Here is a 21,696-nt window from a genome sequence, read left to right on the forward strand (position 1 = left end):
GCCAGAATGACGACAACGTGAACGAGAAGCAGCAATTAATGGATGCCGCCAATGCGACTTAAGCGCACACCTGTCGGCCATTCACCTTCTTGCTTATCGAAACTCATCCAGATTGCCGTTGCCCGACCTACCAGATTCGCTTCCGGCACAAAGCCCCAGTAACGGCTGTCCGCGCTGTTGTCGCGGTTATCGCCCATCATGAAGTATTGACCCGGCGGGACAATCCAGGTTGCCAGTTGTTGTCCTGGTTGCTGGTAATACATCCCTACCTGATCCTGGGCGATTGGCACAGTCAGGATACGATGCGTTACATCGCCCAACGTCTCTTTACGTTCGGAAAGACGAATACCATTTTCTTTGGTTTCGTTTTTCGGCACTTCAAAGAAGCCACTGGTCGCTTCCCCGCCGTTACGACGCGAGAAGGTCTGTACGAAATCGCTCGGTTCAACGTTGGAATAAGTTACCGGCAGCGCGTTTTCACACGCTTGACCAGAACTGCATCCAGGTTGAATGGTCACTTCTTTCGCGACCGGATCATAAGTGACCTTATCGCCCGGTAAACCTACCGCTCGCTTGATGTAATCAAGCTTCGGATCTTCCGGGTATTTGAAGACCACGATATCGCCACGTTTCGGATGACCGGTTTCGATCAATGTTTTCTGGTAAATAGGATCTTTAATGCCGTAAGCAAATTTCTCTACCAGAATGAAGTCACCGATTAACAGAGTCGGCATCATCGAACCTGACGGGATCTGGAACGGTTCATAAATAAATGAACGCACAATCAATACGATAGCCAGCACCGGAAATACAGAAGCCCCGGTTTCCAGCCAACCTGGCTTCGGCGCAACCTTTTTCAGTGTTGCTTTATCCAGTGAATCCCCGGCAGCCGCTTGCGCCGCTGCCTGACGTTCCCGTCGTTTAGGTGCGAAAAAGAATTTATCCACGCACCATAAAATGCCCGTCACCAGTGTGGCAATCACCAGAATCAGGGCAAACATATTCGCCATGCCAACTCCTAAGGGTTATTTGTTGTCTTTGCCGACGTGCAGAATGGCAAGGAACGCTTCCTGCGGCAGCTCAACGTTACCGATCTGCTTCATACGTTTCTTACCTTCTTTCTGTTTCTGCAGCAGCTTTTTCTTACGGCTGATATCACCACCATAGCATTTAGCCAGTACGTTTTTACGCAGCTGCTTCACGGTGGAACGCGCAATGATGTGCGTACCAATCGCTGCCTGAATAGCGATATCAAACTGCTGGCGAGGGATCAGATCTTTCATCTTCTCCACCAGCTCGCGGCCACGGTTTTGCGAATTATCACGGTGGGTGATCAATGCCAGCGCATCAACACGTTCACCGTTGATTAAGACGTCAACACGCACCATGTCAGAAGCCTGGAAGCGTTTGAAGTTGTAATCCAAAGACGCATAGCCACGCGAGGTTGATTTCAGTCGGTCGAAGAAATCAAGCACCACTTCCGCCATCGGGATCTCGTACGTCAGCGCTACCTGGTTTCCGTGATAGACCATGTTGGTCTGTACACCGCGTTTTTCAACGCACAAGGTAATGACGTTACCGAGATACGCTTGCGGCAGCAGCATGTGACACTCTGCAATCGGCTCGCGCAGTTCGTAGATGTTATTTACCGCTGGCAGCTTGGATGGGCTGTCGACGTAGATAACTTCTTTTGCCGTAGTTTCAACTTCATACACTACTGTCGGTGCTGTGGTAATCAGGTCAAGATCGTATTCACGTTCCAGACGTTCCTGAATGATCTCCATGTGCAACAGGCCGAGGAAGCCGCAGCGGAAACCAAAGCCCAGCGCCGTTGAGCTTTCTGGCTCATAGAACAGTGAAGCGTCGTTCAGGCTGAGTTTGCCCAACGCGTCACGGAAGGCTTCATAGTCGTCGGAACTTACCGGGAACAGACCGGCATATACCTGCGGTTTAACTTTCTTAAACCCAGGCAACGCTTTTTCTGCCGGATTACGCGCCAGCGTTAAGGTATCGCCTACCGGTGCACCGTGGATGTCTTTGATCGCACACACCAGCCAGCCTACTTCGCCGCATTTCAGTTCAGTACGATCAACCTGTTTCGGCGTGAAGATCCCCAGGCGGTCGGCGTTATAGGTCTGCCCGGTGCTCATAACTTTCACTTTGTCGCCCTTACGCAAGGTGCCGTTTTTAATACGGATAAGTGAAACCACGCCCAGGTAGTTATCGAACCAGGAGTCGATAATCAGCGCCTGTAACGGACCTTCTGGATCGCCTTCCGGCGGCGGAATGTCGCGCACCAGACGTTCGAGAACGTCCTGCACGCCCACGCCGGTTTTCGCTGAACAGCGCACCGCATCGGTGGCGTCGATACCAACGATATCTTCAATTTCTTCCGCCACGCGTTCAGGATCGGCTGCCGGTAAGTCAATCTTGTTCAGTACCGGCACCACTTCGAGATCCATTTCCATGGCGGTGTAGCAGTTCGCCAGTGTTTGCGCTTCTACGCCCTGCCCGGCGTCGACCACCAGCAATGCACCTTCACAGGCAGCCAGCGAACGGGAAACTTCATAGGAGAAGTCTACGTGGCCCGGGGTGTCGATAAAGTTAAGCTGATAGGTTTCACCGTCAGACGCTTTGTAGTCCAGTGTCACGCTTTGCGCTTTGATGGTAATGCCACGCTCACGCTCAAGATCCATGGAATCGAGAACCTGCGCCTCCATTTCACGGTCAGACAGGCCACCGCAGATCTGGATAATACGGTCAGACAGCGTCGATTTACCGTGGTCAATGTGAGCTATGATCGAAAAGTTACGTATATTCTTCATAAAGTATGATTATTGTGCCTTAACGCCCGGTTAACCAGGCTTTTAGAAGTCGCTGTTCTGAGCTTAACGTCTGTATTAATAGAAAGGTCGCATTCTACACTACAACATTGAGGCGAGGAAATGTTCATACCGTATGGATTGTGGTATCTGGAAACGTCCTCGCATTTGTTATGCAAAATGCAACAAAGCCAGTGAAATCACTGGCTCGCGTCTTCCGAAGATGTTTCAAACCGCACAAGGCCTGGCGGCAATGCCACGCTTAAAATGATCGGTTGCCATTCAGCCCGGGCAGCAAACTTTCGCGAGAAGCTGCGCGCAATCAGGAATCCACCAACGCCACCAAGAATTGCGCCGCATAACGCCGCGATGTCTGAAGCAAAGAGTAGCTGAAATAACGAAGCAACAAGGAATAATCCCAACAGTGGCGACATATAAACCAGTAATGCGGAACTAAGCAGGCTACCTTCAGCGATTCCTAATTCGACTTTTTGCCCCGGCACTAACGGTTCATCACAGGGTACGACGATGGTATGTGTGGTTTGCGGACCAAGTTTATTCAACACGCGACTGCCGCAGCCAGCGCGGGAAGCGCAGCTGCTGCATGAGGCTTTGACATCACAACTGACCAGCGCCTGCCCGTTTTGCCAGGAGACGACGGTAGCCCACTCTTTGATCATTGTGCGGCCCCGAACTTAATGTTCTCGGCAATGCGTTTCGCCGTTTGCGGCGGTAGTTCACCAACAATAGTGATTTCCGCGTTGTCACGTATGCTGGTGCTGACTGTTCGGCGTCCGGTACGCAACATCTGATCGGTGCTCGATGGCGTCGCGCGGTTAACGTTTACCGAGAAGCTGAACAAGCCGTCGGAATAGAGACGTGATTCGATGGGCATATTGTCCATCGTGGGCAACGGGCGTCGGCTACTGGAGACTTCGCTAAACCCCTGCGGCAACCAGGTTGGAGTCCAGTTGAATTTGGCTTTTTCACCTACAGGAACAGAAAGCAACGGCGGCAAATTTGCCTTCGCCAGCGTCTGCATACTGCTGCTGATATCCTGATTGACGTTAAAAGCAATCACGCGAAATTGTTCCAGCGTTTCACCATCGCGATCAAGGAGATCAACCCGCATCGGTAATTTCGATTCGGTGTCCATCCACACAATGTAGCTGTAGCGTGTGCCATCACGAGCGACTACGCGAATGACTTCGCAAAGACGATCAGCAATACGCGTGCGTCCCACGGAGATAAAGTCGTAGTAAGGAGAAAGGCGTTTGAAATCGGTATAAATGAGCGATGGCAGAGAATCAACAATGTAATCGCCATTAAGAGTAAACGGTTCAAGGCCCGGCTCAAAGTAGCTGATTTCATTGCCGCGCTGTACCACTTCCCGGCGCGGGCCATCCATTTGCAACAACTGAGCAAGCGGACGGTTATCGAGGCGTGCATGTCGATAACGCAGAGACTCAACACCCTGTTTATTGATGCTGATGAATGACAGCTCGTAATTCAGTGACTGGCTAGCCAGGTTCATCTGCTGTAATAACGCCCCGGACGCGGGAGTGGCCGAGGCGTTAGCAGAGAATAACAGGCTACCTGTCACTAATGACATGGCAAACCAAAGTTGCTTCATTACTGCGATTGCGTTCCTAAAGTTTGAATTCCTGGCACCTGTACAGCGGCTTGCTGTGTTTGTGCCTGCTCAAACTGAAGCTGTTCGGAGTGGAGTCGACGTTGCAGTTCGTAATCCTGCAACATGGCATTAATGCGACGACGCTGCTCCTGTACCTGCTGCTGTTGACCATTGTTTGCGGTCGCTTCAGAAGGTACTCCCAGACTTACCGGGCTGGCTTTACCCATCATCGGCAGAGTATTGAATACCGGTGTTTCGGGCTGCTGGGACGTTTCAGATTGTCCATTATAGTGCTGGACGCCAACGATAACTGCAAGCGATACACATGCCGCTACGCCCATTTGGGTAAGCTGTGCCGCCCATGGACGTACTTTCTGCCAGAATGGCATTTTCTGCCATTGATGCGGAGCAGGCTGGGCCTCTGGGATCAATATCGTCGGTTGACGAACTGGCTCTTCTTCAATGGCGGCCATCACGCGCGATGAGATATCGAAATGAAGCAACTCAGGAGTATCACCCCGCATAGAGTCACGGATTAAGTGATAGCTTTCCCAGGTTTTCTGCATTTCCGGGTTGTGAGCCAGTTCGTTAAGCAGCTCACTATCCAGCGTTTCGCCATCCATTAAAGCGGAAAGTTGTTCTTTCTGCATGCCTAATACCCTTATCCAGTATCCCGCTATCGTCAACGCCTGATAAGCGGTTGAACTTTGTTATCAATAGCTTCCCTCGCTCGGAAGATACGTGAACGCACCGTACCTACCGGACAATCCATGATAGCGGCTATCTCTTCATAGCTCAGGCCATCCAGCTCCCGCAAGGTTATTGCCATGCGTAAATCTTCCGGGAGGGACTCAATAGTTCGGAAAACTATCTGTCTCAGTTCTTCTGACAACATTAAGTTCTCAGGGTTCGAAATTTCTTTCAGCGCGCCACCACTTTCGAAGTTTTCAGCTTCAATGGCATCCACATCACTGGAAGGTGGACGACGCCCCTGAGCAACCAAGTAATTTTTCGCTGTATTTACAGCGATCCGATACAGCCATGTATAAAAAGCACTATCTCCCCGGAACGAATCCAGCGCACGATAGGCTTTAATAAAAGCTTCTTGTACCACATCGGGAACATCACCCGACGGCACATAGCGGGAAACCAGACTCGCCACTTTATGCTGATAGCGCACTACCAGTAAGTTAAAAGCTTTCTGATCTCCCTTCTGGACCCGTTCAACCAGGACCTGGTCCGTTAACTGCTCGCTCATCCGAGGTAAAGTCTCCCCAAACCAAATTTCCACGCGCTATCGAAACGCCACTCCATTAGCTGCAATTTGAGCAAGCAAAACGTTAGAGTGTCTCGTTTTTGTAAAGTTCCGTAACGCATCTGTTTTTGTTTGTCATGCTGTAGACGGATCATTATCTATCATTATAAGTCTACAGAATCTGAACATCGCATTATCTGTGTAGAAATGCCCATTTAACTGCCTGAAGAGTACCCCAACGGCCTTTTTATTTCACCACCTAATCCTCCGCCAGCAAGCAACTTCTCTTTTTTCCACCGTCCAGGATCTCCCTGTTTAGCTATTGTAACAAATATTAAAATAGCAGGTGTTTAATTACACAACGTGATGCTATGCTGACCAAACCGTGTTTAGTAAATTAAACAAACAAAATGAATACTCTTCCTGAACATTCTTGTGATGTGCTGATTATCGGTAGCGGCGCAGCCGGGCTTTCACTGGCACTACGTCTGGCTGACCAGCATCAGGTCATCGTTCTTAGCAAAGGCCCGGTAACGGAAGGCTCAACATTTTATGCCCAGGGCGGAATCGCCGCCGTGTTTGATGAAACTGACAGCATAGACTCGCATGTGGAAGACACATTAATTGCTGGTGCCGGCATTTGCGATCGCCATGCGGTTGAATTTGTCGCCAGCAACGCGCGTTCCTGCGTGCAATGGCTAATCGATCAGGGAGTGTTGTTTGACACCCACGTTCAGCCGAATGGCGAAGAAAGCTATCATCTGACCCGTGAAGGTGGGCATAGTCACCGTCGCATTCTTCATGCTGCCGACGCCACCGGCAGAGAAGTAGAAACCACGCTGGTGAGCAAGGCGCAGAACCATCCGAATATTCGTGTGCTGGAACGCAGCAATGCGGTTGATCTGATTGTTTCTGACAAAATTGGCCTGCCTGGAACGCGACGGGTTGTCGGCGCGTGGGTGTGGAACCGTAATAAAGAAACCGTGGAAACTTGCCATGCTAAAGCGGTGGTGCTGGCAACTGGCGGCGCGTCGAAGGTTTATCAGTACACCACCAATCCGGATATTTCCTCTGGTGATGGTATTGCCATGGCCTGGCGTGCGGGTTGCCGGGTCGCCAATCTCGAATTTAATCAGTTTCACCCTACCGCGCTGTACCATCCACAGGCACGGAATTTCCTGTTAACGGAAGCCTTACGCGGCGAAGGCGCTTATTTGAAACGCCCGGACGGCACACGTTTTATGCCTGATTTTGATGATCGCGGCGAACTGGCCCCGCGCGATATTGTCGCCCGCGCCATTGACCATGAGATGAAACGCCTCGGCGCGGATTGTATGTTCCTTGATATCAGCCATAAGCCCGCTGAATTTATTCGCCAGCATTTCCCGATGATCTATGAAAAGTTGCTCGGGTTGGGTATTGACCTCACGAAAGAACCGGTGCCGATTGTGCCTGCTGCGCACTATACCTGCGGCGGCGTAATGGTTGACGATCATGGACGTACGGACGTTGATGGCCTGTATGCCATTGGCGAAGTGAGTTATACGGGCTTACATGGTGCTAACCGCATGGCCTCTAACTCCTTGCTGGAGTGTCTGGTCTATGGCTGGTCGGCAGCGGAAGATATTACAAAACGTATGCCTTATGCGCGTGGCGTCAGTACGTTACCGCCGTGGGATGAAAGCCGTGTTGAGAATCCTGACGAACTGGTGGTGATTCAACATAACTGGCATGAGTTACGCCTGTTTATGTGGGATTACGTAGGTATTGTGCGCACAACAAAACGCCTTGAGCGCGCTCTGCGGCGTATCAATATGTTGCAACAGGAAATAGACGAATATTACGCACACTTCCGCGTATCAAATAATTTGCTGGAACTGCGTAATCTGGTGCAGGTTGCCGAGTTGATTGTTCGCTGTGCAATGATGCGTAAGGAGAGTCGGGGGTTGCATTTCACGCTGGATTATCCGGAACTGCTCACGCATTCCGGTCCGTCGATCCTTTCCCCCGTCAATCATTACATAAACAGATAAAAAGCCTGGGTCAGCGCAGTGTACGCTTCGGAATAGTTCTGGTCTGGCCCACGAATCACTAAGCGATCGCAAAAGCACTCCCCCGCCAGTGGGGAGAATGCCAGCAGCACCCGATGCGGCAATCGCGCTTCGTTTTCTGCCACATCCGTTCGCAAACGTAAATGCCACCCCATGCTTAATGCCAGCTCCGTAAAACTATTACCGATTTGCTCTGGCAGTACCACGCAGAAAAATCCCTCTTCGGTAATGCACTCTGCCGCGCAGGTCAGCAAGGATTGATGATCCAGCGTGGTGGTATAGCGCGCCTGTTCCCGCTGCGATGTCGCACACTCCACTCCCTGCTGATAATACGGCGGGTTGCTGATGATTAAATCAAAGCGTGCTGTCTGCTGTGTGATCCACTGCTGAATATCTGCCGTATGGACATTAATCCGCTCTGCCCACGGAGACTGGTTAATATTCTCCTGCGCCTGAGCTGCAGCTTCACTTTCCAGTTCAACTGCATCAATCATCACGCTGTCATCGGTTCGCTGCGCCAGCATCAGTGCCAACAACCCGCTACCAGTGCCGATATCAAGGCAGCGTTTTACCCCAGCCACCGGAGCCCATGCGCCAAGCAAAATTCCATCCGTTCCCACTTTCATCGCACATCGTTCGTGGCCGACAAAAAACTGTTTAAAAGTAAATCCATTACGACGAAGCACGGATGTAGACTGTGACATGTAAATAAAACCTTGCTGAAAAAACGGCGATAGCACCGGGTAAGAACAATACCTGAGAAGCGATATCCATACAAACAGATGAAGATTGCAGCCGTAACGTCTATAATCAGCGCCCCACACAGAGGTAGAACATGACTGTAACGACTTTTTCCGAACTTGAACTCGACGAAAGCCTGCTGGAAGCCCTCCAGGATAAAGGTTTCACTCGCCCGACCGCCATTCAGGCTGCCGCCATTCCGCCTGCGCTCGATGGCCGTGATGTACTCGGTTCTGCGCCGACAGGCACCGGTAAAACGGCGGCGTATCTGCTGCCAGCGTTGCAGCACCTGCTCGATTTCCCACGTAAGAAATCCGGTCCGCCGCGTATTTTGATCCTCACCCCAACTCGCGAACTGGCGATGCAGGTGGCCGATCATGCCCGCGAACTGGCGAAACATACGCATCTGGATATCGCCACTATCACCGGCGGCGTGGCCTATATGAACCACGCAGAAGTTTTCAGCGAAAACCAGGACATCGTGGTCGCCACGACCGGACGTCTGCTGCAATACATAAAAGAAGAGAACTTCGATTGCCGCGCGGTTGAAACGCTGATCCTCGACGAAGCTGACCGTATGCTGGATATGGGCTTCGCTCAGGATATCGAACATATTGCTGGCGAAACGCGCTGGCGTAAACAGACCCTGCTCTTTTCAGCAACGCTGGAAGGCGATGCAATTCAGGACTTTGCAGAGCGCCTGCTGGAAGATCCGGTGGAAGTTTCTGCTAATCCTTCCACTCGTGAGCGCAAAAAGATCCATCAGTGGTATTACCGCGCCGATGATCTTGAGCATAAAACCGCGTTGCTGGTGCATCTGTTAAAACAGCCTGAAGCGACTCGCTCAATCGTATTTGTGCGTAAGCGTGAGCGTGTGCATGAGCTGGCAAACTGGCTGCGCGAAGCAGGCATCAACAACTGCTATCTCGAAGGTGAGATGGTACAAGGCAAACGTAATGAAGCGATTAAACGCCTGACCGAAGGTCGCGTAAACGTGCTGGTTGCAACCGATGTTGCCGCACGCGGTATTGACATTCCGGATGTCAGCCACGTCTTTAACTTCGATATGCCGCGCAGTGGCGATACTTATTTGCACCGTATCGGTCGTACCGCTCGCGCCGGTCGTAAAGGCACCGCAATTTCGCTGGTGGAAGCTCATGACCATCTGCTGCTGGGCAAAGTTGGTCGCTATATTGAAGAGCCAATTAAAGCTCGCGTAATTGATGAGTTACGCCCGAAAACGCGTGCACCAAGCGAGAAACAGACTGGCAAGCCATCTAAGAAAGTACTGGCAAAACGCGCCGAGAAGAAAAAGGCTAAAGAGAAAGAGAAGCCGCGGGTGAAAAAACGCCATCGCGATACCAAAAATATTGGTAAGCGCCGTAAACCAAGCGGAACGGGCGTGCCACCGCAAACAACAGAAGAGTAATCATAATGCCGGGTTTAAGCCCGGCATTTTTTTATCCAGCCACAAAACACTCTTCAACACACTGAATAAAAGTGTACATCGCCGAGCTAACCGCTTTTCCGGCATGGTGTGCGCACATTGCTGTAATGGTCTGCGACGGCTCGCCAAAGGGCAATTCAATTAATTCACCGTTCGCAAGTTCTTTTGCCACCGCAAAGCGTGGCAGGTAGCTGACACCGATATTGGCCGCGACACAACGCTTGATGCTTTCGATACTTATAAGCTCTATGGTGTTTTCCACCGTGATCCGCCGCTGGCGAAGCGTGCTCTCAAATATCTGGCGGAAGATACATTGTGGTTCGTTGATAATAAAACTACAGGCGTTATGTCTTCCCGACTCAGTAAAATCGACATCTGCAATTTGCGGTGAAGCCACCAGCACCAGCGATTGTTCACCCAACTCACGTCGGTTCAGTGCATCATCATTCCCTACGCGATAAAAGATGCCGACGTCTGCCTCATCATTCAGTAGTTCATCACGAATCACGTAACAGTTCAGTGACTGCAATGATAAACGCACTTTAGGTGCGCGTTGCCGAAAACGCTGCAACACCTCCGGCATACGGTAAGAGAGTAACGTTTCGCCCGAAACAACGCGCAGTTCTCCGTCCGGCTCCGACTCTTTTTTGGCAGCTACGCGAAACGTATCCATTACTCTGGTGAGTTCATAGATGTGCGGCAGCAGCTTTTTGCCTTCGCGAGTGAGGCACATCCGTCGACCAATTTTCTCAAACAACTGGACCGAGAACTCCTGTTCAAGCTGCTGAATATGAAAAGTCACCGTCGACTGTGTGCAGCACAATTTTTGCGAAGCTCGCAAAAAAGAACCCTCTTCCACCACGGTTTTTAGGGTAATAAAACGGCGCAGATCCATAATCCCGAACCTATCGAAAATATCGAACTTAGAATGTGAAAACATTCATTTTTTTAAATGTTTTGTGTCGGGTACTGTCTACCAAAACAGAGGAGATAACAAGTGACACCGACCCTTTTAAGTGCTTTTTGGACCTACACCCTGATTACTGCCCTCACGCCAGGACCAAACAATATTCTCGCCCTTAGTTCTGCCACGTCGCATGGGTTTCGTCAGAGTACCCGCGTACTGGCGGGGATGAGTCTGGGATTTTTAATCGTCATGCTACTGTGCGCGGGAATTTCGTTTTCACTGGCTGTTATTGACCCGGCGGCAGTGCATCTGTTGAGTTGGGCGGGGGCGGCATATATTGTCTGGCTGGCGTGGAAAATCGCTACCAGCCCAACAAAGGAAGACGGGCTTCAGGCAAAACCGATCAGCTTTTGGGCAAGCTTTGCGCTACAGTTTGTGAACGTCAAAATCATTTTGTACGGCATTACGGCACTATCGACGTTTGTCCTGCCGCAAACGCAGGCGTTAAGCTGGGTAGTTGGCGTCAGCGTTTTGCTGGCAATGATTGGGACGTTTGGCAATGTGTGCTGGGCGCTGGCGGGGCATCTGTTTCAGCGATTGTTTCGCCAGTATGGTCGCCAGTTAAATATCGTGCTGGCACTGTTGCTGGTTTATTGCGCGGTACGTATTTTCTATTAATGAAAAAAAACGGAAGAGGTCGCCCTCTTCCGCTTAGTAACTTGCTACTTAAGCCTTACAGGCTTTCAGTAAAGGTACGAGCGATAACGTCGCGCTGCTGTTCCGGAGTCAGAGAGTTAAAGCGAACTGCATAACCGGATACACGGATGGTCAGCTGCGGATATTTTTCCGGATGCTTAACTGCATCTTCCAGAGTTTCACGACGCAGAACGTTTACGTTCAGGTGCTGACCACCTTCTACGCGAACTTCTGGTTTAACTTCTACTGGAACTTCACGGTACTCAATGTCACCCAGTTTGCTTACTGCAACCACTTCGTCTTCTGCAAAACCTGCTTTCGCAACGATGCAACGCGCTTCGCCTTTTTCGCTGTCCAGCAGCCAGAAAGAGTTCAGCAGATCGTCGTTAGCGGCTTTAGTAATCTGGATACCTGTAATCATGTGATGCCTCCCCGGCAAAATTTATTTGATTTGATCAGCCTGTCGCGGCCAATTGGTAAAACCATTGTTGCTTGAGTGTATATATACTCCTCAAAGACCCCTGATTCTTTGATTTAAATCAACAAAAAACACACACCAAGTGTGGCGACAAGTAGATTTTATTGTTTTACATCAACTTATTCAGGTGTGAAATTTTACCAATTTACATTTTTTTACAGTCGATTATGTCTCTAAAATGAGCTTGATTTTGCTCTGTAGAAAGAAGCAGTTAAGCTAGGCGGATTGAAGATTCGCAGGAGAGCGAGATGGCTAACGAATTAACCTGGCATGACGTGCTGGCTGAAGAGAAGCAACAACCCTATTTTCTTAATACCCTTCAGACCGTCGCCAGCGAGCGGCAATCCGGCATCACTATCTATCCGCCACAAAAAGATGTCTTTAACGCCTTTCGTTATACCGAGTTAGGCGATGTCAAAGTCGTGATTCTCGGCCAGGATCCTTATCACGGCCCCGGACAGGCTCACGGCCTGGCGTTTTCTGTTCGCCCCGGTATCCCCACTCCGCCGTCATTACTGAATATGTATAAAGAGCTGGAAAATACCGTTCCAGGCTTTACCCGCCCGGCGCATGGCTATCTCGAAAGCTGGGCGCGTCAGGGCGTTCTGCTGCTCAATACCGTATTGACGGTACGCGCAGGTCAGGCGCATTCCCACGCCAGCCTCGGTTGGGAGACGTTTACTGATAAAGTCATCAGCCTGATTAATCAGCATCGCGAAGGCGTGGTGTTTTTGTTGTGGGGATCTCATGCGCAAAAGAAAGGGGCGATTATAGATAAGCAACGCCATCACGTACTGAAAGCACCGCATCCGTCACCGCTTTCTGCGCATCGTGGATTCTTTGGCTGTAACCATTTTGTGCTGGCAAATCAGTGGCTGGAACAACGTGGCGAGACGCCGATTGACTGGATGCCTGTATTACCGGCAGAGAGTGAGTAAATTTGCGGGAAAATGCCGGATGGCAGAGTTGCCACCCGGCTGATTTATCAGGCTTTATTCTGACGCCACCATTCGCCAAGCAGAACGCCAGTTGCGACAGAAATATTCAGTCCAGCAACGTTGCCAGTACCGTCAATCTTCACGCGTAAATCGTTCGGATCGCGTGCTGCATCCGGTAACCCTTCATATTCCTGCCCCAGCACCAGCACCATTTTTTCTGGCAGACTGGTTTTGAACAGCGGTTTACCTTGCTCGCTGGAAGTGGTCACCACGGTGTAGCCCGCCTGACGGAAATCATCCAACACGTCAACAATGTTGTCGCCAGTAATCGGCTGAACATGTTCTGCGCCGCCTTCTGCGGTACGAATAGCCGCCCCCGATTCCAGCAGTGCCGCATCCTGCACCACAACGCCTTTCACGCCAAAGTGCGCACAGCTACGCATCATACCGCCCAGGTTATGCGGGTTAGATTCGTTTTCCAGCGCCAGTACACAATCCTGCGCACCAGCCTTGCTTACCCACTGCTGCACGGTTGTACCGTTACGCTTTTTGATCAGGAAGCACACGCCTCCGTGATGCTCCGTACCTGACGCCTTTGTCAGTTCAGCTTCATCCACCACATGGTACGCTTTGCGGTTTGCCGCCATCCAGCGCAATGCTTCTTTAAAACGTGGCGTTACGCTCTGGATAAACCAGGCGCGAACAATTGCTTCCGGACGGCTCTGGAACAGTGCCTGACATGCGTTTTCGCCGTAGACGCGGGTTTCTTCCGCACGCTGACGACGCAACACTTCCGGATCAATAAAACTTTTACCACTGATGCCACCGTGATCGGCCTTTTCCGGCGCATCATCACCAGGCGCGCGGGAAACTGTGCGCCACGGCGACTCTTCCCACTTGCGGTCACGGGGCTGACTCTGTTTGTCATCGCGGGCGGGGCGACGGCCACCGTCGGCACGAGATTTTCCTGGACGCCCGCCCCCTTTCCCGGTACGCGGGTTATGGGTACGTTTATCAGAATCATCATCACTGCGGACATACATCACTTTGACCTTGCCGCTTTTGCTTTTCATTTCATCGTTCATGCTTTTCTCCACCAGCGCTGCGCGAAGCGCGCAGATTACCCGAAGTGCGCGCGGTTCGCCATGATTTCGTTCCAAAGCCTACGTCTATCATACCCATTGAATAAAACAGATTGTTGTCTAGAACAATGTTACCGATAATATGTAACATATTAGAAACATACCGGCGTCGTTGCCGATAAGTCTCCTTACTCATCCCGAGGTTAGTTATGAATACCGTTTGTACCCATTGTCAGGCCATCAATCGCATTCCCGACGATCGGATCGAAGATGCGGCAAAATGCGGACGCTGCGGTCACGACTTGTTTGACGGAGAGGTGATTAATGCGACCGGTGAAACGCTCGACAAATTGCTGAAAGATGATCTACCTGTGGTGATCGACTTCTGGGCGCCGTGGTGCGGCCCCTGCCGTAACTTCGCGCCAATTTTTGAAGATGTTGCGCAAGAGCGTAGCGGTAAAGTGCGCTTTGTGAAAGTGAATACGGAAGCTGAACGTGAATTAAGCAGCCGCTTTGGTATTCGCAGTATTCCGACGATCATGATTTTCAAAAATGGTCAGGTTGTCGACATGCTTAATGGCGCAGTACCGAAAGCGCCGTTCGACAGCTGGCTGAACGAATCTCTTTAATCTTACCGGGGCGCATCTTGTGCCCCGTTTTCTCCTCTGCGACAATGGCGTTTTTTCGACGCTCTCTTATGACCGAAAACGCTGTTCTCCAGTTACGCGCCAAACGTATTGCGCGCGCAACACGTCCTTTTCTTGCCCGCGGTAATCGCGTTCGTCGCTGCCAACGCTGTCTTTTGCCAGAGAAATTATGTCTCTGTTCGACAATTACCCCAGCGGAAGCAAAAAGTCGCTTCTGTTTGCTGATGTTCGACACCGAGCCAATGAAGCCAAGTAACACCGGGCGTCTGATTGCTGATATTTTACCTGATACCGTTGCGTTTCAATGGTCGCGTACCGAACCATCACAAGAACTGCTGGCTCTGGTGCAAAACCCGGATTATCAACCAATGGTGGTCTTTCCCGCCTCATATGCTGATGAGCACCGGGAAGTGATCTTCACCCCGCCTTCCGGTAAGCCACCGCTGTTTATCATGCTCGATGGTACCTGGCCGGAAGCGCGCAAGATGTTTCGTAAAAGTCCGTATCTGGATAATCTCCCCGTCATTTCCGTCGATCTTTCCCGGCTTTCTGCCTATCGCCTGCGTGAAGCCCAGGCTGAAGGCCAATATTGTACCGCTGAAGTGGCTATCGCACTTTTAGATATGGTGGGCGATACCAGGGCTGCGGCCAGCTTAGGCGAGCATTTCACTCGCTTTAAAACACGCTATCTGGCAGGAAAAACGCAACATCTGGGTAGTATCACAGCAGAACAGTTAGAAAGCGTTTAAAATCATTCGGTCACTTCTGCGGGAGACCGGTATGAGTCAGCGAGGACTGGAAGCACTACTGCGACCAAAATCGATTGCGGTAATTGGCGCATCGATGAAACCCAATCGCGCAGGTTACCTGATGATGCGTAACCTGCTGGCGGGAGGCTTTAACGGACCGGTGTTACCGGTGACGCCGGCCTGGAAAGCGGTACAAGGCGTACTGGCCTGGCCGGATATCGCCAGTCTGCCATTTACGCCCGACCTTGCTGTGCTGTGTACCAATGCCAGCCGCAATCTGGCGCTTCTGGAAGAACTCGGCGAAAAAGGCTGTAAAACATGCATTATTCTTTCTGCCCCGACATCGCAACACGAAGATCTCCGCGCCTGCGCCCAGCGCCATAACATGCGCCTGCTTGGACCAAACAGTCTGGGATTACTGGCGCCGTGGCAAGGTCTGAATGCCAGCTTTTCGCCTGTGCCGATTAAACGCGGCAAGCTGGCGTTTATTTCGCAATCGGCTGCCGTCTCCAACACCATCCTCGACTGGGCGCAACAGCGTGAGATGGGCTTTTCCTACTTTATTGCGCTCGGCGACAGCCTGGATATCGACGTTGATGAATTGCTCGACTATCTGGCGCGCGACAGTAAAACCAGCGCCATCCTGCTCTATCTCGAACAGTTAAGCGACGCGCGACGCTTTGTTTCGGCGGCCCGTAGTGCCTCGCGTAATAAACCGATTCTGGTAATTAAAAGCGGACGTAGCCCGGCAGCACAGCGACTGCTCAACACGACGGCAGGAATGGACCCGGCATGGGATGCGGCTATTCAGCGTGCCGGTTTATTACGAGTGCAGGACACTCACGAACTGTTTTCGGCAGTGGAAACCCTTAGCCATATGCGCCCATTGCGTGGCGACCGACTGATGATTATCAGCAACGGTGCCGCGCCAGCTGCGCTGGCGCTGGATGCCTTATGGTCACGCAATGGCAAGCTGGCAACGCTAAACGAAGAAACCTGCCAGAAACTACGTGATGCGCTGCCAGAACATGTAGTAATCTCTAACCCGCTCGATCTGCGCGATGACGCCAGCAGTGAGCACTATATTAAAACGCTGGATATTCTGCTCCACAGCCAGGATTTTGATGCGCTGATGGTTATTCATTCGCCCAGTGCCGCGGCTCCCGCCACAGAAAGCGCACTGGCATTAATTGAAGCGGTAAAGCATCACCCTCGCAGCAAGTATGTCTCTCTGCTGACGAACTGGTGCGGCGAACACTCCTCGCAGGAGGCGCGACGTTTATTCAGCGAAGCCGGGCTGCCGACCTACCGCACCCCGGAAGGAACCATCACCGCTTTTATGCATATGGTGGAGTACCGACGTAACCAGAAGCAACTACGCGAAACGCCGGCACTGCCCAGCAATCTGACCTCTAATACCGCAGAAGCGCATCTTCTGTTGCAACAGGCGATTGCCGAAGGAGCAACGTCGCTCGATACCCATGAAGTTCAGCCCATCCTGCAAGCGTATGGCATGAACACGCTTCCCACCTGGATTGCCAGCGACAGCACCGAAGCGGTGCATATTGCTGAACAGATTGGTTATCCGGTGGCGCTGAAATTACGCTCGCCGGATATTCCACATAAATCGGAAGTTCAGGGCGTCATGCTCTACTTGCGTACAGCCAATGAAGTTCAGCAAGCCGCGAACGCTATTTTCGATCGCGTAAAAATGGCCTGGCCGCAAGCGCGGATCCACGGTCTGCTGGTGCAAAGTATGGCTAACCGTGCTGGCGCCCAGGAGTTGCGGGTAGTGGTCGAGCAGGATCCGGTTTTCGGACCGTTGATCATGCTTGGTGAAGGCGGTGTGGAGTGGCGTCCAGAAGATCAAGCCGTCGTCGCATTACCGCCGCTGAACATGAACCTGGCCCGTTATCTGGTCATTCAGGGAATAAAAAGTAAAAAGATTCGTGCGCGCAGTGCACTGCGTCCACTCGACGTAGCAGGCTTGAGCCAGCTTCTGGTGCAGGTTTCCAACTTGATTGTCGATTGCCCGGAAATTCAGCGTCTGGATATTCATCCTTTGCTGGCTTCTGGCAGTGAATTTACCGCGCTGGATGTCACGCTGGATATCGCGTCGTTTGAAGGCGATAGCGAGAGTCGGCTGGCAGTGCGCCCGTACCCGCATCAGCTGGAAGAGTGGGTAGAATTGAAAAACGGTGAACGTTGCTTGTTCCGCCCGATTTTGCCAGAAGATGAGCCACAGCTTCAGCAATTTATTTCGCTAGTCACCAAAGAAGATCTTTATTACCGCTATTTTAGCGAGATCAACGAATTCACCCATGAAGATTTAGCTAACATGACGCAGATCGACTACGATCGGGAAATGGCGTTTGTGGCGGTGCGACGTATTGATCAAACGGAAGAGATCCTCGGTGTCACGCGTGCGATTTCCGATCCTGATAACATCGATGCCGAATTTGCCGTACTGGTTCGCTCGGATCTCAAAGGGTTAGGCTTAGGTCGACGCTTAATGGAAAAGTTGATTACCTATACGCGAGATCACGGACTGCAACGTCTGAATGGTATTACGATGCCAAACAATCGTGGCATGGTGGCGCTGGCCCGCAAGCTCGGGTTTAACGTCGATATCCAGCTCGAAGAGGGGATCGTTGGGCTTACGCTAAATCTTGCCCAGCGCGAGGAATCATGAGTAAGGTACTGGAAATGTTGACCACTTAATCGGGACTGGTGTTATTATTGCCCGCTTATGTCGTCTGCATTGCACAGAGGACCCTTCAATGAACAGAGAAGAAATGCACTGTGATGTTGTCAAAATTTAAGCGTAATAAACATCAACAACACCTTGCCCAACTACCCAAGATTTCTCAATCAGTTGATGATGTCGATTTCTTTTACGCTCCCGCCGACTTCCGGGAGACGCTGCTGGAAAAAATAGCCAGCGCGAAGCAGCGCATTTGCATTGTCGCCCTGTATCTCGAACAGGATGATGGTGGCAAAGGCATTCTGAGCGCGCTATATGAGGCTAAACGGCAGCGTCCGGAACTGGATGTGCGGGTGCTGGTCGACTGGCATCGTGCGCAACGTGGACGCATTGGCGCTGCGGCATCTAACACTAACGCTGACTGGTACTGCCGCATGGCGCAGGAAAATCCGGGCGTAGATGTTCCGGTTTATGGCGTACCCATCAATACCCGTGAAGCCCTGGGCGTTCTGCATTTTAAAGGCTTTATCATCGACGATAGCGTACTTTACAGCGGTGCCAGCCTGAACGATGTTTATCTGCATCAGCACGATAAATACCGCTACGACCGTTACCATCTGATTCGTAACCGCAAGATGTCAGACATTATGTTTGAATGGGTTACGCAGAATATTATGAATGGTCGCGGTGTTAACCGTCTGGATGATGAACATCGCCCAAAAAGCCCGGAAATCAAGAACGACATTCGCCTGTTCCGCCAGGAGCTGCGCGATGCCGCTTATCATTTCCAGGGAGATGCCGACAACGATCAGCTTTCCGTAACGCCGCTAGTGGGGCTGGGGAAATCGAGTCTGTTGAACAAGACCATTTTCCATCTGATGCCCTGTGCAGAACAGAAACTGACTATCTGTACGCCATACTTCAACCTGCCGGCAATCCTGGTGCGCAATATCATCCAGCTGCTGCGTGAAGGGAAAAAGGTCGAAATTATCGTTGGTGATAAAACCGCGAATGACTTCTATATTCCGGAAGATGAGCCATTCAAGATAATTGGCGCGTTGCCTTATCTTTATGAGATTAATTTGCGTCGCTTCCTGAGTCGTTTGCAGTATTACGTCAATACTGACCAGTTAGTGGTCCGTTTGTGGAAAGATGACGATAATACTTATCACCTGAAAGGAATGTGGGTTGATGATAAGTGGATGCTGATAACCGGTAATAACCTGAACCCACGCGCCTGGCGTCTGGATCTGGAAAACGCCATTTTGATCCACGATCCACAACTGGAGCTTGCGCCGCAGCGTGAAAAAGAACTGGCTCTGATCCGCGAGCATACCACCATTGTTAAGCACTACCGCGATCTGCAAAGTATTGCCGATTACCCGGTAAAAGTTCGCAAACTTATCCGCCGTTTGCGCCGCATCCGCATCGACCGATTAATTAGCCGTATCCTGTAATCTGAACCCCGTCCTGTACGGGGTTTGTTTTTTGGAGGCCGCGTTGCGTATTCTTTTTGTCTGTTCGCTATTGTTACTTTCTGGATGCAGCCATATGGCTAACGATAGCTGGAGCGGGCAGGATAAAGCTCAACACTTTATCGCCTCGGCGATGCTTTCCGCCGCAGGAAATGAATACGCGCAACATCAGGGGATGAGCCGCGACCGCAGCGCGATGTTCGGGCTGGTGTTCTCTGTAGGGCTGGGAGTGTCAAAAGAGCTTTGGGATAGCCGCCCTGAGGGGAGCGGCTGGAGCTGGAAGGATTTTGCCTGGGATATAGCCGGTGCAACTACCGGCTATACCGTCTGGCAAATAGCGCATCACTAAAGACGCATCCCCTTCCCTTTGCGATGCAACATCAAAGAAACCAGAAACGCTACCACGGCCATCAATGTCACATACCAGAAAAATGCCGTTTCCATTCCTATCGATTTCAGCGACAACGCTACATACTCCGCCGAACCACCAAATATAGCATTGGCGACCGCATATGACAGACCAACACCTAATGCGCGAACCTGCGCCGGGAACATCTCAGCCTTCAGTATTCCACTGATTGATGTATAAAAACTCACTATCAGCAGGGCGCACAACACCAGACCAAAAGCGGCATAAGGAGAGGAGACGTTCTGCAATGCTGATAGTATGGGGACGGTAAAAATAGCGGCCAAAGAGCCAAAGCATAACATTGAGGTTCGGCGTCCAATCTTATCTGACAGCGCGCCAATGAACGGTTGAATGAGCATAAATACAAACAATGCCGCAGTCATAATGCCGCTTGCTACGTTAGCGTGCATTCCCGCAGTATTCACCAGATATTTCTGCATATAGGTGGTAAAGGTATAGAAACAAAGAGAACCCGCAGCAGTGAAGCCGAGAACCATGATGAATGCACGGCGATTGCGCCATAATCCTTTCATTGACCCCGCTTCTTTTAACGCTCGCGTCTCTTGTTGTGAAGTTTCATCTAACTGACGACGTAACCACAATGCCACAACGGCTAACACCGCTCCTAACGCAAAAGGAATGCGCCATCCCCACTCTCTAAGAGCAGAATCTTCCATAGTATGTTGTAGAACAACCACCACCAGTAAGGCCAGCAACTGACCGCCAATTAGCGTGACGTACTGGAACGAAGCATAGAACCCTTTGCGCCCTTCGACAGCAACTTCACTCATATAGGTGGCGCTGGTGCCATATTCTCCACCAACGGATAATCCCTGGAATAAACGCGCGAGAAGCAATAATGCCGGAGCCCAGGTACCGATAGTTTCATAACCAGGGAGGCAGGCAATAACCAGAGATCCGAAACACATCATACACACCGATAACAGCATTGATTTTTTACGACCATGTTTATCGGCTATGCGTCCAAATAGCCAGCCACCGATTGGACGCATCAGAAAGCCCGCAGCAAAAACACCGGCTGTTTGCAGTAATTGAGTGGTAGTGTTACCAGAAGGGAAGAAAATGTGGGCAAAGTAGAGGGAACAGAATGAGTAGACATAAAAATCGAACCACTCGACCAGATTACCTGAAGAGGCCCCTACTATTGCCCAGATGCGGCGACGAGTATCACTACTTGTCAGTTTGTCGTCTGCCGTTACAGTGCTTTCTGCCATGCCAATATTTCTCCTGCCATAATCCGATGCTTTTGTCGGCCAATGTTGTTTATTATTTAGTAAGACAGATGTTATACATTTGCTACCGATGTTTGTGCAACCATAACTGCGAATTTAGTTAGCAGGGGAATGATTATTCTGGATGACCAGGAAGGATTTCAGGTGAGGTTGTCGTATGGAAATGGGCGAGCATCTGGCGTATACAAGGGAATGGTAGGGTTTTTATTTCTTAGTCAGAACCACATCAGGTGGTTTTTACTGCCTACGCTATTCAGGACGGACGACAGACAAAACAAAAGGCCCAGTCTTCCGACTGAGCCTTTTGTTTTATTTGATGCCTGGCAGTTCCCTACTCTCGCATGGGGAGACCCCACACTACCATCGGCGCTACGGCGTTTCACTTCTGAGTTCGGCATGGGGTCAGGTG

The 21,696-nt window shown here is 51.0% G+C and carries 21 protein-coding genes and 1 rRNA gene; 9 read left to right on the top strand and 13 right to left on the bottom strand.

Annotated elements, in window-relative coordinates; all coding sequences use genetic code 11:
• Positions 1 to 35: 35 nt before the first annotated feature.
• The 7 genes from lepB to rseD form a co-directional block, all read right to left on the bottom strand.
• The gene (lepB, locus tag FEK46_RS09050; RefSeq protein WP_000002532.1) at positions 36 to 1,010 is read right to left on the bottom strand and encodes a signal peptidase I; all 975 of its coding nucleotides are present in this window, start codon (positions 1,008 to 1,010) and stop codon (positions 36 to 38) included.
• A gap of 15 nt (positions 1,011 to 1,025) precedes the next feature.
• Positions 1,026 to 2,825: a translation elongation factor 4 gene (gene lepA, locus FEK46_RS09055; protein ID WP_000790173.1), complete on the bottom strand. Its 1,800-nt coding sequence runs from the start codon at positions 2,823 to 2,825 to the stop codon at positions 1,026 to 1,028.
• A 197-nt stretch (positions 2,826 to 3,022) separates the two neighbouring features.
• Complete coding sequence (rseC, locus tag FEK46_RS09060) at positions 3,023 to 3,502, bottom strand: SoxR-reducing system protein RseC (RefSeq protein ID WP_130260421.1); 480 nt, start codon at positions 3,500 to 3,502, stop codon at positions 3,023 to 3,025.
• Entirely contained in the window at positions 3,499 to 4,455 is a 957-nt protein-coding gene (gene rseB / locus FEK46_RS09065) for a sigma-E factor regulatory protein RseB (RefSeq protein ID WP_064526144.1), read from the bottom strand. Before rseB ends, rseC begins: the two co-directional genes overlap by 4 nt.
• Positions 4,455 to 5,105 carry an anti-sigma-E factor RseA gene (rseA, locus tag FEK46_RS09070; RefSeq protein WP_130260422.1) on the bottom strand — a complete coding sequence of 217 codons (651 nt, stop codon included), beginning with the start codon at positions 5,103 to 5,105 and terminating at the stop codon, positions 4,455 to 4,457. Before rseA ends, rseB begins: the two co-directional genes overlap by 1 nt.
• A 32-nt stretch (positions 5,106 to 5,137) precedes the next feature.
• Positions 5,138 to 5,713, bottom strand: a complete 576-nt coding sequence (rpoE, locus tag FEK46_RS09075) for an RNA polymerase sigma factor RpoE (RefSeq protein ID WP_001295364.1) — start codon at positions 5,711 to 5,713, stop codon at positions 5,138 to 5,140.
• On the bottom strand, positions 5,710 to 5,865 hold the full coding sequence (gene rseD, locus FEK46_RS09080) for a rpoE leader peptide RseD (RefSeq protein ID WP_064526141.1): 156 nt from the start codon (positions 5,863 to 5,865) through the stop codon (positions 5,710 to 5,712). Before rseD ends, rpoE begins: the two co-directional genes overlap by 4 nt.
• Positions 5,866 to 6,120: 255 nt before the next feature.
• On the opposite strand from rseD, the gene nadB reads away from it, so the two are divergent.
• Positions 6,121 to 7,743 (top strand): L-aspartate oxidase, encoded by a 1,623-nt coding sequence (nadB, locus tag FEK46_RS09085; protein WP_135494926.1) that lies wholly within the window; start codon positions 6,121 to 6,123, stop codon positions 7,741 to 7,743.
• On the opposite strand, the gene trmN is transcribed toward nadB, so the two are convergent.
• Positions 7,728 to 8,465: a tRNA(1)(Val) (adenine(37)-N(6))-methyltransferase TrmN gene (gene trmN, locus FEK46_RS09090; protein ID WP_130260424.1), complete on the bottom strand. Its 738-nt coding sequence runs from the start codon at positions 8,463 to 8,465 to the stop codon at positions 7,728 to 7,730. The two genes, nadB and trmN, sit on opposite strands and share 16 nt — an antisense overlap.
• A gap of 131 nt (positions 8,466 to 8,596) precedes the next feature.
• Between trmN and srmB the strand changes: the two genes are divergently transcribed.
• Entirely contained in the window at positions 8,597 to 9,931 is a 1,335-nt protein-coding gene (srmB, locus tag FEK46_RS09100) for an ATP-dependent RNA helicase SrmB (protein WP_000219193.1), read from the top strand.
• Between the two features lie 31 nt (positions 9,932 to 9,962).
• Here srmB and FEK46_RS09105 read toward each other — a convergent pair whose 3' ends face one another.
• Positions 9,963 to 10,844: a LysR family transcriptional regulator gene (locus FEK46_RS09105; protein ID WP_135559315.1), complete on the bottom strand. Its 882-nt coding sequence runs from the start codon at positions 10,842 to 10,844 to the stop codon at positions 9,963 to 9,965.
• A 102-nt stretch (positions 10,845 to 10,946) separates the two neighbouring features.
• On the opposite strand from FEK46_RS09105, the gene eamB reads away from it, so the two are divergent.
• A complete protein-coding gene (gene eamB, locus FEK46_RS09110) occupies positions 10,947 to 11,534 on the top strand; it encodes a cysteine/O-acetylserine transporter (RefSeq protein WP_130214681.1) in 588 nt (195 codons plus the stop codon).
• A 55-nt stretch (positions 11,535 to 11,589) separates the two neighbouring features.
• Here eamB and grcA read toward each other — a convergent pair whose 3' ends face one another.
• Positions 11,590 to 11,973, bottom strand: coding sequence for an autonomous glycyl radical cofactor GrcA (gene grcA, locus FEK46_RS09115; RefSeq protein WP_000627804.1), 384 nt, complete (start codon positions 11,971 to 11,973; stop codon positions 11,590 to 11,592).
• A 305-nt stretch (positions 11,974 to 12,278) separates the two neighbouring features.
• Here grcA and ung point away from each other — a divergent pair, with 305 nt between their 5' ends.
• On the top strand, positions 12,279 to 12,968 hold the full coding sequence (ung, locus tag FEK46_RS09120) for a uracil-DNA glycosylase (RefSeq protein WP_135407576.1): 690 nt from the start codon (positions 12,279 to 12,281) through the stop codon (positions 12,966 to 12,968).
• Positions 12,969 to 13,015: 47 nt separating this feature from the next.
• Here ung and FEK46_RS09125 read toward each other — a convergent pair whose 3' ends face one another.
• Positions 13,016 to 14,053 carry a tRNA/rRNA methyltransferase gene (locus tag FEK46_RS09125; protein ID WP_130207570.1) on the bottom strand — a complete coding sequence of 346 codons (1,038 nt, stop codon included), beginning with the start codon at positions 14,051 to 14,053 and terminating at the stop codon, positions 13,016 to 13,018.
• Between the two features lie 206 nt (positions 14,054 to 14,259).
• Between FEK46_RS09125 and trxC the strand changes: the two genes are divergently transcribed.
• The 5 genes from trxC (at position 14,260) to FEK46_RS09150 (ending at position 19,974) form a co-directional block, all read left to right on the top strand.
• Complete coding sequence (gene trxC / locus FEK46_RS09130) at positions 14,260 to 14,679, top strand: thioredoxin TrxC (protein WP_001098726.1); 420 nt, start codon at positions 14,260 to 14,262, stop codon at positions 14,677 to 14,679.
• 68 nt (positions 14,680 to 14,747) lie between these two features.
• On the top strand, positions 14,748 to 15,446 hold the full coding sequence (gene tapT, locus FEK46_RS09135; RefSeq protein WP_135559314.1) for a tRNA-uridine aminocarboxypropyltransferase: 699 nt from the start codon (positions 14,748 to 14,750) through the stop codon (positions 15,444 to 15,446).
• A gap of 31 nt (positions 15,447 to 15,477) precedes the next feature.
• Entirely contained in the window at positions 15,478 to 18,138 is a 2,661-nt protein-coding gene (pat, locus tag FEK46_RS09140; protein ID WP_135559313.1) for a protein lysine acetyltransferase, read from the top strand.
• Positions 18,139 to 18,251: 113 nt separating this feature from the next.
• Positions 18,252 to 19,607, top strand: coding sequence for a CDP-diacylglycerol--serine O-phosphatidyltransferase (gene pssA, locus FEK46_RS09145; RefSeq protein WP_130207600.1), 1,356 nt, complete (start codon positions 18,252 to 18,254; stop codon positions 19,605 to 19,607).
• A 43-nt stretch (positions 19,608 to 19,650) separates the two neighbouring features.
• Entirely contained in the window at positions 19,651 to 19,974 is a 324-nt protein-coding gene (locus tag FEK46_RS09150; protein ID WP_130207576.1) for a YfiM family lipoprotein, read from the top strand.
• Here the strand turns inward: FEK46_RS09150 and kgtP are convergent.
• Together kgtP and rrf are read right to left on the bottom strand one after the other, a co-directional pair.
• On the bottom strand, positions 19,971 to 21,269 hold the full coding sequence (gene kgtP, locus FEK46_RS09155) for an alpha-ketoglutarate permease (protein ID WP_135559312.1): 1,299 nt from the start codon (positions 21,267 to 21,269) through the stop codon (positions 19,971 to 19,973). The two genes, FEK46_RS09150 and kgtP, sit on opposite strands and share 4 nt — an antisense overlap.
• Positions 21,270 to 21,605: 336 nt before the next feature.
• Positions 21,606 to 21,696, bottom strand: a 5S ribosomal RNA gene (rrf, locus tag FEK46_RS09160); the annotation flags it as partial.

Origin of the sequence: Escherichia sp. E4736 (assembly GCF_005781225.1) — a bacterium.
Taxonomy (GTDB): domain Bacteria; phylum Pseudomonadota; class Gammaproteobacteria; order Enterobacterales; family Enterobacteriaceae; genus Escherichia.